General features: G+C 71.0%; 18 protein-coding genes. 10 read left to right on the top strand and 8 right to left on the bottom strand.

Annotated elements, in window-relative coordinates; all coding sequences use genetic code 11:
• Positions 1–15: 15 nt before the first annotated feature.
• On the bottom strand, positions 16–1,440 hold the full coding sequence (locus ACYVIP_RS20950) for an MFS transporter (protein WP_460398832.1): 1,425 nt from the start codon (positions 1,438–1,440) through the stop codon (positions 16–18).
• 172 nt (positions 1,441–1,612) lie between these two features.
• Between ACYVIP_RS20950 and ACYVIP_RS20955 the strand changes: the two genes are divergently transcribed.
• Complete coding sequence (locus ACYVIP_RS20955; protein ID WP_460398834.1) at positions 1,613–2,257, top strand: transglycosylase family protein; 645 nt, start codon at positions 1,613–1,615, stop codon at positions 2,255–2,257.
• Here the strand turns inward: ACYVIP_RS20955 and ACYVIP_RS20960 are convergent.
• Positions 2,254–2,895, bottom strand: coding sequence for a hypothetical protein (locus ACYVIP_RS20960; protein ID WP_460398836.1), 642 nt, complete (start codon positions 2,893–2,895; stop codon positions 2,254–2,256). The genes ACYVIP_RS20955 and ACYVIP_RS20960 overlap by 4 nt on opposite strands.
• A gap of 156 nt (positions 2,896–3,051) precedes the next feature.
• On the opposite strand from ACYVIP_RS20960, the gene ACYVIP_RS20965 reads away from it, so the two are divergent.
• A complete protein-coding gene (locus tag ACYVIP_RS20965) occupies positions 3,052–3,573 on the top strand; it encodes an RNA polymerase sigma factor (RefSeq protein ID WP_460398838.1) in 522 nt (173 codons plus the stop codon).
• The gene (locus ACYVIP_RS20970) at positions 3,566–4,276 is read left to right on the top strand and encodes a hypothetical protein (protein ID WP_460398840.1); all 711 of its coding nucleotides are present in this window, start codon (positions 3,566–3,568) and stop codon (positions 4,274–4,276) included. Before ACYVIP_RS20965 ends, ACYVIP_RS20970 begins: the two co-directional genes overlap by 8 nt.
• A 78-nt stretch (positions 4,277–4,354) precedes the next feature.
• On the opposite strand, the gene ACYVIP_RS20975 is transcribed toward ACYVIP_RS20970, so the two are convergent.
• Positions 4,355–4,933 (bottom strand): CGNR zinc finger domain-containing protein, encoded by a 579-nt coding sequence (locus ACYVIP_RS20975; protein ID WP_460398842.1) that lies wholly within the window; start codon positions 4,931–4,933, stop codon positions 4,355–4,357.
• Positions 4,934–5,019: 86 nt separating this feature from the next.
• On the opposite strand from ACYVIP_RS20975, the gene ACYVIP_RS20980 reads away from it, so the two are divergent.
• A complete protein-coding gene (locus tag ACYVIP_RS20980) occupies positions 5,020–5,787 on the top strand; it encodes an MBL fold metallo-hydrolase (protein ID WP_460398844.1) in 768 nt (255 codons plus the stop codon).
• Here ACYVIP_RS20980 and ACYVIP_RS20985 read toward each other — a convergent pair.
• A complete protein-coding gene (locus ACYVIP_RS20985; protein ID WP_460398846.1) occupies positions 5,784–6,575 on the bottom strand; it encodes a glycerophosphodiester phosphodiesterase family protein in 792 nt (263 codons plus the stop codon). The genes ACYVIP_RS20980 and ACYVIP_RS20985 overlap by 4 nt on opposite strands.
• A gap of 68 nt (positions 6,576–6,643) precedes the next feature.
• Between ACYVIP_RS20985 and ACYVIP_RS20990 the strand changes: the two genes are divergently transcribed.
• The 3 genes from ACYVIP_RS20990 (at position 6,644) to ACYVIP_RS21000 (ending at position 9,046) form a co-directional block, all read left to right on the top strand.
• Complete coding sequence (locus tag ACYVIP_RS20990) at positions 6,644–6,994, top strand: hypothetical protein (protein ID WP_460398848.1); 351 nt, start codon at positions 6,644–6,646, stop codon at positions 6,992–6,994.
• A 61-nt stretch (positions 6,995–7,055) separates the two neighbouring features.
• Positions 7,056–8,744 (top strand): putative bifunctional diguanylate cyclase/phosphodiesterase, encoded by a 1,689-nt coding sequence (locus tag ACYVIP_RS20995; RefSeq protein ID WP_460398850.1) that lies wholly within the window; start codon positions 7,056–7,058, stop codon positions 8,742–8,744.
• A 116-nt stretch (positions 8,745–8,860) separates the two neighbouring features.
• Positions 8,861–9,046 carry a hypothetical protein gene (locus ACYVIP_RS21000; protein ID WP_460398852.1) on the top strand — a complete coding sequence of 62 codons (186 nt, stop codon included), beginning with the start codon at positions 8,861–8,863 and terminating at the stop codon, positions 9,044–9,046.
• Positions 9,047–9,062: 16 nt separating this feature from the next.
• Here the strand turns inward: ACYVIP_RS21000 and ACYVIP_RS21005 are convergent, their stop codons facing one another.
• Positions 9,063–9,653, bottom strand: coding sequence for a Uma2 family endonuclease (locus ACYVIP_RS21005; RefSeq protein WP_460398854.1), 591 nt, complete (start codon positions 9,651–9,653; stop codon positions 9,063–9,065).
• A gap of 217 nt (positions 9,654–9,870) precedes the next feature.
• Between ACYVIP_RS21005 and ACYVIP_RS21010 the strand changes: the two genes are divergently transcribed.
• Positions 9,871–10,101 carry a type II toxin-antitoxin system VapB family antitoxin gene (locus ACYVIP_RS21010; RefSeq protein WP_460398856.1) on the top strand — a complete coding sequence of 77 codons (231 nt, stop codon included), beginning with the start codon at positions 9,871–9,873 and terminating at the stop codon, positions 10,099–10,101.
• A complete protein-coding gene (locus tag ACYVIP_RS21015) occupies positions 10,035–10,508 on the top strand; it encodes a PIN domain-containing protein (protein WP_460398858.1) in 474 nt (157 codons plus the stop codon). Before ACYVIP_RS21010 ends, ACYVIP_RS21015 begins: the two co-directional genes overlap by 67 nt.
• 18 nt (positions 10,509–10,526) lie before the next feature.
• Here ACYVIP_RS21015 and ACYVIP_RS21020 read toward each other — a convergent pair whose 3' ends face one another.
• Entirely contained in the window at positions 10,527–10,931 is a 405-nt protein-coding gene (locus ACYVIP_RS21020) for a VOC family protein (protein WP_460398860.1), read from the bottom strand.
• Positions 10,932–11,016: 85 nt separating this feature from the next.
• Here ACYVIP_RS21020 and ACYVIP_RS21025 point away from each other — a divergent pair, with 85 nt between their 5' ends.
• Positions 11,017–11,946, top strand: a complete 930-nt coding sequence (locus ACYVIP_RS21025; RefSeq protein ID WP_460398862.1) for a helix-turn-helix transcriptional regulator — start codon at positions 11,017–11,019, stop codon at positions 11,944–11,946.
• Here ACYVIP_RS21025 and ACYVIP_RS21030 read toward each other — a convergent pair whose 3' ends face one another.
• The gene (locus ACYVIP_RS21030; protein WP_460398864.1) at positions 11,947–13,752 is read right to left on the bottom strand and encodes an ABC transporter ATP-binding protein; all 1,806 of its coding nucleotides are present in this window, start codon (positions 13,750–13,752) and stop codon (positions 11,947–11,949) included.
• Positions 13,749–15,470, bottom strand: a complete 1,722-nt coding sequence (locus ACYVIP_RS21035; protein WP_460398866.1) for an ABC transporter ATP-binding protein — start codon at positions 15,468–15,470, stop codon at positions 13,749–13,751. Before ACYVIP_RS21035 ends, ACYVIP_RS21030 begins: the two co-directional genes overlap by 4 nt.
• Positions 15,471–15,529 lie beyond the last annotated feature (59 nt).

Below are 15,529 nucleotides of genomic sequence, written 5' to 3' on the forward strand. Positions count from 1 at the left end.
TCCAGACCATCCGGTCTAGACGATCGTCGGCTCGTCGTTGCCGACCGCTCGGATCGCCTTGCGGATCGGGATGAAGTACATCAGCACCAGACCGACGAAGAAGAAGATCACCATCGAGATGAGCGCCGGCCGGAACGACCCGGTGGCCCCGGCCACGCCGGCGAAGATGGCCGGCCCGGCGATCTCACCCACCCGCTCACCGATCTGGTAGATCGAGAAGTACTGCGCCTCCCGCCCTCGGGGCACCAGCTGGCTGAACAGCGACCGGGAAAGCGCGTTGGTGCCGCCGAGCACCAGCCCGATGGCCACCGCGAGCCCGTAGAACTGCAGCTGCTGGCCGGCCTCCACGAAGTAGGCGGCGGCGATGACCACCACCCACACACTGAGGCTGATCATGATCGTGCGCTTCGCGCCGAGCCGTTTGGCGACCCAGCCGTGCAGCATGCCGCCGACGAACGCGATGAACTGGACGATCAGGATCGTCACGATGAGCACGTTCTCGTCGAACTTGAGCTCCTCGCGGCCGTACTGGGCCGACACGTTGGCCACCGTCGAGATGCCGTCGGTGTAGATCAGGTAGGTGCCGAGGAAGGCCAGCGTCAGCGGGTAGGCGCGCGCCGCGCGCAGTGTCTGGCCCAGCTCCTGGAACCCCGCGACCAGCACCGAGGCGCCCCGCTCGGTGCCGTGCGGGGGCTGGTGGCGGCGCAGCGCCCGCAGCGGGATGATCGCGAACCCGGCCCACCACAGCCCGGAGAGCACGAAGATGATCCGCACCGCGGTCGACTCGGCCAGCCCGAGCTCCTCGTGGAACAGGTACACCAGCAGCTGCACCAGCAGCGCGACCCCGCCGCCGAGGTACCCGAAGGCCCACCCTCGGGTGGACAGGCCGTCCCGTTCGTCGGCGGTGGCGATCTCCGGGATGAACGCGTAGTACACCACCACCGAGGTGCCGAACCCGAGGTTGCCGAGCACGAAGAACAGCACCCCGAGGCCCCAGTTGCCGTCCGAGACCAGCGCCAGCATCGCGGTGGCGGCCGCGCCGCCGAACGCCGAGATCGCCAGGATCCGCCGCTTGCTCTGCGTGCGGTCGGAGATCGCACCGACCAGCGGCACGACCAGCACGTGCACGATCGCGGCCAGCGAGAGCAGATACCCCCACAGCGAGCCGGCCTGCACGTGCCAGCCGAGCACGTCGATCTGGCAGTTGATCAGGTTGCTGTCCTGGCCGTCCGCGCCGACGCACGGGGTCGCGCCGTTGGTCGCGGTGTCCGCGCGCGCGGCGTCGGCAGCGACCGCGACCAGGTAGTTCGATCCGAAGACCGTGACCACCGAGCTGGAGAACACCGAGTTGGCCCAGTCGTACCAGACCCAACCGCGCTGTTCACGGCGTCGTTCGGGCGCACTGCCGACCGTCGACGCGCCCTCGTCCACGACACTCATCGATCCTCCAAGCGGGGGGTGGCACGCGGACCCTATCGGGCGCGGCCCGCGCGTCGCGGCGGTATGTCGACCCCTGATTTTCGCGAACTGGGGTGATCGGAGTGACGTGTGATAACGAAGTGGTCACTGTTGCGGTTGTGACACCTGAGTAGAGCACTTAGCGTGACCGCCCATGAGCGCAGAACGACCTCTCGTGCGGCTGCTGCTGTTGGCGGCCATGATCGTGATCGTGAGCACCGTCCAGCTCACCCCGGCCGCCGCCGACCCGCCGGCCAGCGACTGGGCCACCCTGCGCCAGTGCGAGTCCAGCGACAGCTACACCGTCGTGGCCAGCCACGGCGGCTACTACGGCGCCTACCAGTTCGACCTGCCGACCTGGCGCAGCGTCGGCGGCCAGGGCTACCCGCACCAGGCCACCCCACGCGAACAGGACTTCCGCGCCCTGTACCTCTACCGGATGCGCGGCTGGCAACCGTGGACCTGCGCCACCAAGCACGGCCTGCGCGAGGACGCCGACGCCCACAGCGAACGCGTGCCCACCTACGCCGAGTCCGCCTACGTGGGCGGCGGGGGAGCACCGGCGGCACCGCCGTGGCCGGGAGTGGTGTTCGACTACGGCGACTGCCACGAGGCGCTGCGGACCTGGCAGCTGCGGATGAACACCCACGGCTTCGCCTTCGAGGGCAGCGGCTGCTACTACGCCGAGACCCGCACCGCCGTGCTCGCCCTGCAACGCGCCAACGGCATCACGACCTCCGGGCTGCTGGGGCCACGGACCTGGACCGCGGCCTGGGACGGCACGCAGGCCAGGCCCTAACGGGCCCGCCGGACATACCGCCGCACCCCGGCCGCGACCGCCACCACCAGGAGCCCACCGGCCACCACCACCTCCGCCGGCACCCCGCTCTCCCGCGCCGCGTCGGTCACCGCGCTTCGCGGCGCCACCTCCCGCGGTGGGTCCTGCGGCGCGGCGATCTGGGCGTCGTCGGCCGTGGGCGGGAAACCCGGCCGCACCGTGCCCCAGTCGTGGGCCGCGCGCCGGCCGACCTCACTGGGCTCGATCGCGACCGCGCCCGGCACGGTCACCACCGCGACCAGCGCGTCGGGCATCAGCGTCTCGTGGGCCGCGCCGAGCTGCCACACCCCGTCGTGGGGAAAGACGACCTCCGCCGAGTAGTGCCCCTCGGTCGCACCGCTCGTGGCCGGGAAGGTGACCCGCGCGCCGTCCGCGTCGGCCGCGGTCAACGCGACCGCCCCGAGGTCGCCGTGACGGATCGGGTACGAGCCGTGCTGCAGCACCCAGAACCCGAACGTGTAGGTCACCGTGGACTCGATCCTGGCCGGCGGCGGGTCGAGCACGGTCTCGGCCCACCCGCCGGCGTGCGCGGGGGAGACCCCGAGCACGCCGGCGACCAGCGCCAGCCCGGCCATCAGCAGTGTTCGTCGCGTTCTCATGCACCAGGTACACCGCCGAGCGCGCCGGCGTTCCACTGTGGGTTTTGCCGGGAACCGATCGGGCCCGGCCGGTGTATCAACAGGCAGCCGAGGAGGACCGAGACGGACGACCAGACCACCGCGCACACCGCCGATCAGGACGCCGAACACGAGGCGGTGGCCCGCGCCCGCACCGGTGACCAGCAGGCCTACGCCTCGCTGGTCGCCCGCCACGGCGCGCTCGCGCACCGCACCGCCTACCTGCTCGGCGCGGGCGAGGACTCCGAGGACGTGGTGCAGGAGGCGTTCGTGAAGGCCTACCGCGCGCTCGGCTCGTTCCGCGACGGCGCCGCCTTCCGTCCCTGGCTGCTGCGCATCGTCGCCAACGAGACCAGCAACCTGCACCGTGCGACCCGGCGCCGCCGCACCCTCGAGCTCCGCCTGGTCGAACCGGACATCGACCCGACCCAACCCGACCTGCAGGCCGTCACCGCCGACACCAGGGCGGCCGTGCTCGCCGCGGTCAACACCCTGTCCTACCGCGACCGCCAGGTGCTGACCTGCCGCTACTTCCTCGACCTCACCGAGGCCGAGACCGCGCAGGTCCTCGCCTGGCCACGCGGCTCGGTCAAGTCCCGCCTGTCCCGCGCGCTCGCCAGGCTGCGTCGGACACTGCCCAGGGAGGTGACCGGTGACTGAGCGCCACCTGCGGGACCTGGGCGCGCACCTGGACGTGCCGCCGCCACCGGCCGAGGCCGCGCTCACCGCCGCGGTCCTCGCCCGCCTGGACCACCCCCGACCCCGGCCCGGTCTCCTGCCCCGGCTGGCCGCCGTCGCCGTGGCCCTGCTGGTCGCGCTCGGTGTCGCCATGGCCGCGTCACCGGCGGTGCGCGCCGCGGTCCTGGACTTCCTGCGCATCGGCGCCGTCGAGCTCACCCACGCGCCAGCGCCACCCGCGCCGGCCACCCCGGCCCCGCTGCCCGGCGACCGCGTGGTGACCCTCGAGCAGGCCCGCGCCCAGGCCACCTTCCCGCTGCGCGTGCCCGCGCTGCTCGGCGACCCGTCGACCGTGCACCTGGCCGACGGCGACCCGCCCCGGGTGGTGACCCTGAGCTACGACGGGGTGCGCGTCGACCAGGTCGACGGCGGCCTGGACCCGATGTTCCAGAAGTTCACCCACGTCCCGGACGCCGTGCCGACCACCGTCGACGGCGCGCCGGGGATCTGGCTGCCCACCCCGCACCCCGTGCTCTACCTCGACCGCGACGGACACCGCCACGAACGGTCCGCGCGCCTGGCCGGCACCACCCTCGTCTGGGAACAGGACGGCCTGACCTACCGCGTCGAAGGCGACCTCACCCACCGCCAGGCCGTCGCGATCGCCGAGTCCATGACCGACTAAAACAAGGGCACCGCCCTGAATGAGGCATTGGCGACGCTCAACGCCCTGAATGCCTCATTCAGGGCGTTTGGGTGCGGGTCAGGTCGCCTTGCTCTCGGCCTTGCGGGCGTAGGCGCGGGCGGCGCGGGCCCGGTCCCCGCACCGGGTGGAGCACCAGTGGCGACGGCCGTGGGTGCGCAGCAGGTACCGGTTGCACGGCGGGGAGCCGCAGGCGGCGAGGCGGTCCGCGTCGGCGCCGGTGAGCAGGTCGGCGGCGTCCGCAGCGAGCGCGGCCAGCGCGTGGTCGACGATCTGGGTGGTCGGGTGCGAGGTGATCCGGTGCAGGCCGCGGGCGGGGTCCCAGTGCAGCAGCGACGCGGTGGGCGTCCTGGTGAGCGCCTCGTTGACCGCGCTGAGTGCCGCCCCCGGAGCGGGCAGGTCGTCGACTCGGGCGGCGAGCAGCGCGCGGAGCTGTTCGCGCAGCGCGCGCAGTTGGGCCGCGCACACCTCGTGCAGTTCGGCCTCGGCCGGCGCGAGACGGTGGTCGACCAGCCAGCCGGTGGCGGCCTTGGGGGAGCCGAGCAGGTCGCGGTACTGGCCGCCGGGCAGGGCCAGCGCGCTGTTGGCGAAGTCCAGCGCGGGGTACCGCTCGGCGCCGGGCGCGGTGCTCGTCTCCACCCTCTCATGTTAAGGCTTGCGCTTTTCCGTGATGACCCCATACCGTTGCTCACGGAAAATCCACACCCCATCCGTGAGGAGCTGGTATGTCCGACGTCGAGGCGAAGACCGAGCAGATCACCATCCGCCACTTCGGCGGCCCCACCGCCCTCATCGAGATCGGCGGCCTGCGCCTGCTCACCGACCCCACCTTCGACGCCCCCGGCGAGTACCCCATCCCCAACGGCGTACTGGTCAAGACCACACCGTCCACCACCACCCCCGAGGACCTCGGCCGCGTCGACGCCGTACTGCTGTCCCACGACGAACACCCGGACAACCTCGACCACGCCGGCCGCGCCCTGCTGGCCAGCATCCGACTGGTACTCACCACCCGCGGCGGCGCCGACCGCCTCGACACCCCCGCCCACGGACTGGCCCCCTGGGACGTCGTGGAACTACCCCGACCCGGCGGCGGCACCCTCACCGTGACCGCCACCCCCGCCCAACACGGCCCCGACGGCTGCGAACCGATCACCGGCGAGGTCATCGGCTTCGTCCTGACCGCACCCGACCTGCCCACCGTCTACGTCAGCGGCGACAACGCCTCCCTGGACGTCGTGGCCAAGATCGCCGACCGCTGCGGCCCGATCGACACCGCGGTGCTGTTCGCCGGCGCCGCCCGCACCCCACTGTTCGACGGCGCCCTGCTCACCCTCGACAGCGCCCAGGCGGTCACCGCCGCCCGCCTACTGGCCGCCCGCCGGGTCGTCCCCGTCCACTACGACGGCTGGGGCCACTTCACCGAAGGCCGCGACGCCCTCCACCAGGCCTTCGCCGCCGCCGGCCTCGCCGACATCCTCGACCTCGACTAGCCACCCCCCGGCCACAAACCCCGCGCCCGCAACACCTCCCGCAACGCCGCCGGCCGATCGGTCATCAACCCGTCCACCCCCAGCTCGATCAACTCGTTCATCTGCACCGGATCGTCCACCGTCCACACATGCACCTCGACCCCCCGCGCCCGCGCCGCCGCGACCAACCGCCGATCCACCACCCGCACCCGCCCATGCCACACCGGCACCTGCGCGACCAGCCCGCACCGACCCCGCCCAGCCAGCAACGGCGCGCGCCCCGCGGCCCACAACCGCGCGATCGCCCCCGTACCCATCGACGTCAACAACCCCGCACCGGCCACCCGACGCACCTGCCGCAACCGCGCCTCCGAGAACGACGCCACACACACCCGCCCCAACGCCCCACACCGCCGCAACGTCTCCACCAGCGGCTCGATCGCCGACTCCGCCTTCACATCGATGTTCAACAACGCGGTCGGCAACTCCTCGAGCAGATCCGTCAACCGCGACACCGGCTCCCGCCCACCGATCCGCGCCGCCCGCACCGACCGCCACGGCAACCGCGCCACCACCCCACGCGCATCGGTCGTGCGATCCAACACCGGGTCGTGATGCACCACGACCACCCCGTCACTGGTCGCGTGCACATCGGTCTCCAGATAGCGATAGCCCTCCTCGACCGCCCGCCGAAACGCCGACAGCGAGTTCTCCATCCCGGCCAACTCGCCGTAGTGCCACCCCCGGTGCACGAACGCACGCGGGTACGGGCCGGCGAAGAACGCATGGTCCCGCACGCTGTCCGTCACGGCGCCGAGTCTGCCCCAGCGGCGTGGCGAATGGGTGCACGAAACGTGGCCAGATAGGTTCCGTGCCGATGATCGCTCCCGAACGCCCCCGGTCACGCACCGAACCACGCCACTGCGGATGGTGTGGCCTGCGCCTACCCGACGACGGCCGGGTCGGCCGCCCCCGCCGCTACTGCACCCAGTCCTGCCGCCAACGCGCCTACGAACGCCGCTCCGCGGTCCAGCGCGGTGGGCTGCCGGAGGACTCCGTAGTACTGTCCGCGGTGGAGCTCGCTGATCTACAGGACCGCCTGTTCCAACTGCGGTGTGCCGCCGAGGACCTGGTGACCGCCACGGACGACGGCGCTCCACCCCACGAACTGAAAGAGCTGGCAGCACAGGTCGTGCGAACCGCGCACGGACTCGAACGGCTGCGCTGAGAGAACTGTTCGGCTACCCTTCCTGCCCAATTGACTGTCAAGCACGAACGAGGCGTTCCGCATGATGATCGACGGCATCTCCCACGTGGAGATGCTCGACGCCGTGCTCGACACCTCGGACACCGCCTACGCGGTGACCGACCTGCGTGGACGCGTGCGCTGGGCCAACCGGCTGATGGCCGAGATCCTCGACCTCACCGTCGACCAGTGCGTCGAGCGCTCCCTGCCGACCCTGCTGATCGGCGCCCCCGAAGGCCCACACGACGGCGTCGTGCTGTCCCAGGCCGCCGACGCCGAACACCGCTGGCTCGAGGTGCGCTGCACCGTGTTCGGCGACACCCAACTGCTCTACCGCGTCGTGGACGTCAGCCGCTGGCGCGCAGACGGCGTCGACGCCGGCCAACGCGTCGAATGGCAGGCAGAGCTCATCCGCCTCGCCGACGAGGACCCGCTGACCGGCCTGCTCAACCGCCGCGCACTCACCCGTGAGCTGGAACGACGCCTCGCCCACCACGGCACCGGCGCCTTCCTGCTGCTCGACCTGGACAACTTCAAGGACATCAACGACCTACGCGGCCACCCCGCCGGCGACCTGGTCATGCGCGCCATCGCCGACGTCCTGCGCGCCAGGCTGGGGGAGGGGCACGTCCTCGGCCGGCTCGGCGGCGACGAGTTCGCCGTGGTGCTCGCCGACACCAAGGAGTCCGCCGCCGTCGAACTCGCCGACCGCCTCCGCGCCGCCGTGGCCACCCTGCCGCTGACCGGCAGCGGCGGCGCCAGCAGGGTCACGGTCAGCGCCGGCGTCACCGGCTTCACCTCCGGCGACTGCTGGCAGTCCGTCCTGGCCAACGCCGACCTCGCGCTGTACGCGTCCAAGTCCGCCGGCCGCAACCGCGTCACCGTGTACGAGCAGGGCCACTACATGGACACCGCCATGCGCGTGACCGTCCTGGACCGGGTCCGCGCCGCCATCGCCAACGGCGGCCTGGTCCTGCACGCGATGCCCATGGTGAAGCTGGGTACCAACCGCGTCGTCGGCCACGAACTGCTGCTGCGCCTGGAAGACGGCATCGACCCGCCACTGAGCCCGGGGGAGTTCCTGCCCGCCGCCGAACGCAGCGACCTCGTGCTCGACATCGACCGCTGGGTCATCGGCACCGCGATCGACGCGCTGGTTGCCCACCCGTACCCCGGCCTCCGGTTCAACGTCAACGTCTCCGGCCGCACCCTCGAGGACGGCGACTTCGGCGACTTCGTCGTGCGCAGGCTGGCCAAAGCCGGCGTCGCACCCGGCCGGCTCGGCTTCGAGATCACCGAAACCGCCGCCGTGACCAACCTCGCCGCCGCGCGCACCCTCGCCCAACGCCTCCGCGCCAGCGGCTGCCGGATCTCCCTCGACGACTTCGGCGCCGGTTTCGGCTCGTTCGTCCACCTGAAGAAACTCCCGATCACCGGCGTGAAGATCGACGGCGAGTTCGTCCGCGGCATCGACTACGGCAGCCGGGACACCGTGCTGGTGCAGGGAATCGTGGACATCGCCCGCGGCCTGGGCATCTCGGTGGTAGCCGAATGGGTCGAACGATCGACCCAGGTCGACGCGCTGGAGCGGCTCGGGGTGCGGGTGGCCCAGGGCTTCCACCTCGGGCGGCCCGAGCCGCTGTCGGCGCTGCTCGCGCGGCCACACGGGGCGTGGATGCGCCGGCCGACAGTGATCGCCGACCGGGCGGTGTCGGAGAACTCGCCGCATTAGCTCTCGATTGGCTATCACCTCAGCCAGATTCAAGCTCAGCTTGAGCCAGGCGGGCGACTATGAATACAGACGTTTCCACACCGATCCCGTTGGCGGTGGTCGCGATGAGCCGATCGATGTCCAAGCCCGATTCCAGTGCGGAGATCAGTGGTCTGCAGATCTGCATCCTGAACACCGCGGCCCAGATCGACGCGGCGCTGGACAACAACGACCGCCGGGCGTTCCGGGTGTGGTGCCTGCGCCGGGCGTCGTTGATCGCCCGGGTGGAACGCGTACTCGTCGAGGCCGCGACCGCCGCCTGACCCAGACGTCGTTACGTCACTTGACGTTTCGGGGGAGCGAGGCGGGCAGCAGGCGCAGCAGCGCGATCCGGACGTTCCACGGAGTGTCAGTGGTCAGCGTGTCGGCATGCTCGCCGGTCTGGACGTAATCACCTGACGCGCCGTCCAGACGATAGGTGATCACGAACGGTGCGCCGTCGCGACGCTCGATGCTCCAGAAAAACGGAACGCCGGCAGCGGCATACCGCTTGGGTTTCAACGCGCGTTCCTCCAGCCGGTTTCCAGGAGACCAGACCTCCACGGCAAGGACGACCTCACTGGCGGGCTGCGCCACCCGGTCAAGATCGAAGCTCTCGGCCCGGACGACCACGATGTCCGGCGCCGGTGCGGTGTTGTCGTTCAACATGACGTCTTGTTCGGTCAGAACGACGAACTCCGCTGGTGCGGAGTCCTCCAGGGCGTTGGCGAGTCGCCGGACGAGCAGCCCGTGCCAGGGACGCGGGCTGGGATTCACCACAATCCTTCCGTCCAGCAACTCGGTCCACCGGTAGTCGAGTTTCATCTTCACGTATTGGTCGACGGTGAAGCCGTCAGGGGGTGGAATCGGGATCGACACGTCGGCGGTCATGCCAACTCCTTCCCACCATTGACACGGTTGTTGAGTCAACGGTGTCATTACAGTAGTTCGCTACGACGCCGCTGGCGAACACCCGTTCTAGCGTGTTCGCGGCACCATGAGCAGATGTTCGATAATCTACATTATGTTAAGTAACGCGCTTGGGCCTCCCCGCATGACATGTGGACGAGATACAATGTCTGCATACATCGCCAACATGGAGGCTTGGATGACCGTGACTCAGATCGACCTCGACGACGACGCTCTCGCCGAGGCTATGCGGTTGTCCGGGGCTAAGACCAAGAAGGACACGGTGAACCTCGCACTTCGCGAGTACTCCGCTCGTCATCGTCGCATCCGCGCCCTAGAGCACTTCGGAGCGGCGGCCAAGGCTTGGGATTACGAAGGCTGGCAGGATCTTCACGACGCAGACAAGGAGGTCAGGCGATCCTCTACCTGATCGACTCTTCAGCGCTCTGGCGCGTCCTACGCGAAGACTCGCTGCGCACCGCCTGGTCAGACGTGATCTCCGCCGGGGCCGTCGGCTCGTGTCAGCCGCAACGTGTCGAATTCCGCCGGTCGGCTCGCAATCCTGACGAGTACGAACAAATGAGCGAGATGTTCGACAACCTGTTTCCCGACGTCAACATCCCGAAGAATGTATGGCAATGGATCGAGTCAGCCCAGCACAAACTTCTTCGCCAGGGTGCGCACCGAGCTATGTCGACAGTCGACCTGATCATCGGCGCGACCGCGGCGATCCGCGGGCTCGTCGTACTCCACGCTGACAAGGACTACGCCACCGCCGCGAGCTACCTTCCGGATGTCGTCGAACGCCGAATCCACCACACGCCACCACAGGACTGACCTGGGCGCGACGCCGGATCAGCTGTGGCGCAGGATCTCCAGGTAGTGCGGGTTGTACATCACCCCCAGCACGTTGCCGAACGGGTCCACCACCGACGCCGTCACGAAACCCTCGCCGCGGTCCACGCGAGGCTCGTGCTCGGTGGCGCCCATCGATGTCAGCCTGGCCAGTGCCGCGTCGATGTCGTCGACGTGCCAGAACAGCACTACCCCACCGGGCCGGGTGTCCTGGTGCGGCGCGTACCTGCGGTCGATGATGCCCAACTCCGCCTGATAATCCCCGAACCGGAACTCGACGTAGGCCGCCGGTCCCTCCGTCGGTCGCACGAAGTACGGCCGCACGTCGAGCAACGTCGTGTACCAGTCCGTGGCCGCCGTCAGATCGTCGGCGAACAGGCTCACCGTGGCCATTCCTCGCAGCATCGTCTTGTCCTCTCGTTGGGGTGACCACCACGATCCGGCATAAAGTGCTCATCTTCTGCCTACTTTGTCGGGCAGACTGGCAGCTGTGCGCGCGGACCGGCTGGTGGCCACCCTTCTGTACCTGCAGTCCCACGGTCGGGTGACCGCGGCGGAGGTCGCCGCCGAGCTGGAGGTCTCGGTGGCCACGGCCCGCCGCGATCTGGAGGCCCTCTCCTCGGCCGGCATCCCCGTTTACCCGCAGCCGGGCCGCAACGGCGGCTGGTCGCTGGTCGGTGGCGCCCGTACCGACCTGTCCGGGCTCACCTCGACCGAGGCGCAGGCGTTGTTCCTGCTCGTCGGCCCGGCGGCGGCGGTCTCGCCGGTGGCCAAGGCGGCGTTGCGCAAGCTCGTTCAGGCACTCCCCCAGACCTTTCGTGCCGACGCGCGGGCCGCGGCCGGCGCGGTGGTCATCGACTCGGCGCGGTGGGGCGAGCCGGTCAGTCGGCGGCCTGAGCTGGTCGATCTGTTACAAAGCGCGGTCGTTCGACAACTGAGAGTGGAGTTGACTTACGGTAAACGGGAGTCCACACGGGTGGTCGACCCGTGGGGGCTGGTCGACAAGGGCGAGCACTGGTATCTCATCGCGGGCACCACTCGGGGTCGGCGGACCTTCCGGGTCGATCGGATCGTGCGGGCGGTGTTCACCGAGGAGCCGGCGACGCGGCCGGCGGACTTCGACCTGGAGGCGGCCTGGCGGACGGTCGTGGACGAGGTCGAGGGGCGGCAGACGGCGTGCGTGGCGACCGTCGTGGTGTCCGCGCGGCTGGTGGGGGTGTTGCGCCGGCAGTTCGGCCGCCACTGCGAGGTCGTCGGGGAATGTGACGGCCGGGCCACGGTCCGGGTCTCGGCGCCGGAGCCGGTGATGGTCGCCCAGCAGCTCGCCGGCTGGGGTGGCGGGCTCGAGGTCGTCGAGTCCGAGGCGGTGCGGGCGGAGTTGGCGCGGATCGGGCGGGAGTTGGTCGAGCGGTACCGGTAGTCAGCTTGCGCCGTGCCAGGAGCGCCACAGTGCCGCGTACGCTCCCCCGGCCTCGACCAGGTCGTCGTGGCTGCCGAGTTCGGTGATCCGGCCGTCGGCCATCACCGCGACGCGGTCGGCGTAGTGCGCGGTGTGCAGTCGGTGGGCGATGGCGATCACCGTGCGGCCGGTCAGTACCGCGGCCATGGCGCGTTCGGCGTGCCGGGCGGTCGTCGGGTCGAGCAGGGCGGTGGCCTCGTCGAGGATCACGGTGTGCGGGTCGGCGAGCACGACTCTGGCGAGGGCGAGTTGTTGGGCTTTGGCGGCGTCGAGGGATTCGGTGCCGGCGCCGAGTTCGGTGTGCAGGCCGGCGGGCAGGGTGTGTACCCAGTCGGCGTCGACGGCGCGGAGGGCGTCGTGGAGTTGGTCGTCGGTGGCGGTGGGGGCGGCGATGGCGAGGTTGTCGCGCACGGTGCCGATGAACACGTGGTGTTCCTGGGTGACCAGCACGATCCGGCGGCGGAGCTCGTCGGGTGCGAGGTCGGCGACCGGCACGCCGCCGACGGTGACCTGGCCGGTGCGGGGCGCCTCGACGCCGGCGAGCAGTCGGCCGAGGGTGGATTTGCCGGCGCCGGAGGGGCCGACGATGGCCAGCCGCTCCCCCGGCCGGACCGCGAGGTCGACTCCGTGCAGCACGTCGCGGTCGGCGCGGCCGTCGTAGGCGTAGCGGACGCCGGTGATCTCGATGCGGTCGTCGCGTGGGGTGCCGCCGGGCGGTGGTGGGCCGCCGGCGTCGGCCACGCCCTTGATCCTGGCCATGGAGGCGGTGCTGCGTTGGATGTTCTCCATGTACATCAGCACGCGGGTGAGCGGGTCGGCCAGTTGCATGGTGTAGAGCGCGGCGGCGATGGCCGCACCGAGGGTGGTCTGGCCGGCGGTGTGCAGCAGGCCGCCGGCGAGGACCACGAAGCCGGTGGCCAGCATGTAGGAGAAGTCCAGGACGGGGAACAGCACACAGCGCAGGAACAGGGTGCGCAGGCGGGTGCGGAACGCGGTGTGCACGCGGTCGTCGCCGGCGCGTACGCGGCGGTGGTGCAGGCCGAAGGCCTCGATGGTGCGGGCGCCTTCCGCGGTGGCGGCGAGGGTTTCGGACATCTCGGAGTTGGCGGCGCCTTCGGCGAGGTAGGCGTCGCGGGCGCGGTGGAGGTACCAGCGTCCGGCCCACCACAGGCCGGCGATGCCGGCGAGGGCGCACAGGCCGAACAGCGGGTGGATGACGGTGACGGCGGCGAGCAGGAACAGCACCTGCAGCAGGCCGACGAACACTTCGGGGACGGCGTCGCGCAGTGCGGTGCCGATGGTGGCGATGTCGGCGGTGGTGCGGGCCATGAGGTCGCCGGTGCCGGCGCGTTCGACGACGCCGGTGGGCAGGGCGAGGGTGCGGTCGACGAACTCCTCGCGCAGTCTGGCCAGGGCGCGTTCGGCGAAGCGGTGGGCGAGGTAGCGGGCGAAGCGGGTGAGCACGATGGTGGCCACGGCGAAGGCGAGGATGCCGGCGGCCAGTAGGTCCACTGTGGACGTTTGGGGGTGGCCGGCCTCGACGTGGTTGACGATGCGGCCGATGAGCCAGGGCGCGCCGAGACCGGCGGCGGCGGCCAGGCAGGCGAAGAGCAGGACGACGGTGGCGCCGGTCGGGTCGGCGCGGACGAGCTGCCAGTGGGCCCGGCGTACGTCGGCCCGCCCGGCGACGGGCAGTTGGAACTGACGCGCTTCCGCGCGCTGCACGGTGGTGGTCGCGTTGGGGACAGGCTGCTTCTGGCGCTTCACCGGGCGGGTTCCTCGTCGCCGGCTTCGCGGTGTACGAGGGTGCGGTAGCCGGGGTGGGTGTGGAGCAGGTCGGTGTGGCTGCCGGTGGCGAGGACGCGGCCGTCGGCGAGGTAGGCGACCCGGTCGGCGCGGTCGAGCAGCAGGGGTGAGGTGCCGATGATGACGGTGGCGGCGTGGCGGCGGTGGTCGTGGAGGCGGGCGGCGATGGCGGCCTCGGTGTGGGCGTCGACGGCCGAGGTGGGTTCGACCAGGATGAGGATCTCGGGGTCGGCGAGCAGGGCGCGGACCAGGCGGATGCGTTGGCGCTGGCCGCCGGACAGGTCGCGGCCGCCTGCCTCGATCGGGGAGGCGAGTCCGGCGGGCAGTCCGGTGAGCACGTCCTCGGCGGCCGCGGTGCGCAGGGCGTGGTCGATCGCGCTGTCCGGGTGGTCGCGCTCGGTGGCCACGACGGCGCGCAGCGGGCCGGTGAACAGGTGGGCGTCGTTGTCGGCGACCACGATGCGGCCGCGGACCTCGGTGGCCGGCATGCTGGCCAGCGGCGCGCCGCCCCAGGTGGCGTCGGAGTCGACGTAGCGGCCGATGCGGTCGGTGAGGGCGAGCGCGTCGGCGGGCAGGGCGGGGGCGATGGCGAGCAGCTCCCCCGGGTGGACGGTCAGGCCGGAGGTCGGGTCGTGCAGGGGGGCCGGTGCTGGTGGGCAGGGGGTGGTGGCGTGGTCGGGGATGGTGGGGCGCAGGGTGAGCAGGTGGGTGACGCGGCGGGCGGCGACCAGGCCGCGGTTGAGGTCCTGGGCGCCCTCGATGAGGAACCAGATCGGGGTGGTGAGCACGGCGAGGTAGCCGTAGACGGCGACGAGCTCGCCGATGGTGATGTCGCCGGCGGCGGCCATGCGCGCGCCCAGCCAGGTGACCAGGGCGAGGAACACCATCGGGAGGCCGACGGAGATGGCCTCGATCCAGCTGGAGATCGCGCCGACCCGGTAGCCCTCGGCGCGCAGGGCGTCGGAGTCGCGGTGGTATCGGGTGGCGAAGCGGTCCTTGCCGCCGATGCCGCACAGCACGCGCAGGCCGGCCACGATGTCGCCCGCGCGGGCGGTGAGGGCGCCCTGTTGTTCCCGGTAGGCGGTCTCGGTGTCGCGCATCCGGTTGAGCAGCGGCCAGAGGGCCAGCATGAGCGCGGGTACGCCGATGAGCACGACCAGGGCCAGCGGGGTGGAGATGCCGATGAGCAGGGTGGCGACGACGCCGAAGCTGACCACCGCGCCGACGCCCGGACCGGTGACGGTCATGGTGCGCATGATGCGGTCGAGGTCGGCGGCGCCGATGCTGACCACTTCGCCGGAGCTGACGCGGCGGGGCAGTTCGGCGCCGACGGCGACGGCGTGCCGGATGACCACCTGCACGGTGCGGAAGCCGGCGTCGAGGCGGACGAAGGTCATGGTGCGGTGGCGCAGGACGCCGAGGGCGGCGTTCACCGCGCCGGCGAGCACCAGCGCGGCGGTCCAGCTGGCGAGCATGGTGAAGTTCTCCGGCCGTAGCCCGTCGTCGATGGCGTGGGCCAGCAGGTAGGGCGGGATGATCAGGCTGATCATCCAGGTGCTGCCGAACAGGACGCCGAGCGCGACCCGGCCTGGCTGTCTGGTGACCAGCCACCACAGGTAGTGGCCGGGTCCGCGTGCGTCGGGGATGCCTGGATCGGCGTGTGGGACCGAGAGACGCATGATCTCCACCCTAGGCAGGGTGGGAACTCGTTTTCCCTGTCGTCCACGGAGTCCTTTTG

The organism is Actinophytocola sediminis, assembly GCF_054779715.1.

Coding starts and splice junctions, on each gene's coding strand:
- ACYVIP_RS21035 (WP_460398866.1), bottom strand. CDS start 15,470: ATGCGTCTCTCGGTCCCACACGCCGATCCAGGCATCCCCGACGCACGC.
- ACYVIP_RS21010 (WP_460398856.1), top strand. CDS start 9,871: ATGACCGTGACTCAGATCGACCTCGACGACGACGCTCTCGCCGAGGCT.
- ACYVIP_RS21000 (WP_460398852.1), top strand. CDS start 8,861: ATGTCCAAGCCCGATTCCAGTGCGGAGATCAGTGGTCTGCAGATCTGC.
- ACYVIP_RS21005 (WP_460398854.1), bottom strand. CDS start 9,653: ATGACCGCCGACGTGTCGATCCCGATTCCACCCCCTGACGGCTTCACC.
- ACYVIP_RS20995 (WP_460398850.1), top strand. CDS start 7,056: ATGATGATCGACGGCATCTCCCACGTGGAGATGCTCGACGCCGTGCTC.
- ACYVIP_RS21020 (WP_460398860.1), bottom strand. CDS start 10,931: ATGCTGCGAGGAATGGCCACGGTGAGCCTGTTCGCCGACGATCTGACG.
- ACYVIP_RS20950 (WP_460398832.1), bottom strand. CDS start 1,440: ATGAGTGTCGTGGACGAGGGCGCGTCGACGGTCGGCAGTGCGCCCGAA.
- ACYVIP_RS20980 (WP_460398844.1), top strand. CDS start 5,020: ATGTCCGACGTCGAGGCGAAGACCGAGCAGATCACCATCCGCCACTTC.
- ACYVIP_RS20955 (WP_460398834.1), top strand. CDS start 1,613: ATGAGCGCAGAACGACCTCTCGTGCGGCTGCTGCTGTTGGCGGCCATG.
- ACYVIP_RS20990 (WP_460398848.1), top strand. CDS start 6,644: ATGATCGCTCCCGAACGCCCCCGGTCACGCACCGAACCACGCCACTGC.
- ACYVIP_RS20960 (WP_460398836.1), bottom strand. CDS start 2,895: ATGAGAACGCGACGAACACTGCTGATGGCCGGGCTGGCGCTGGTCGCC.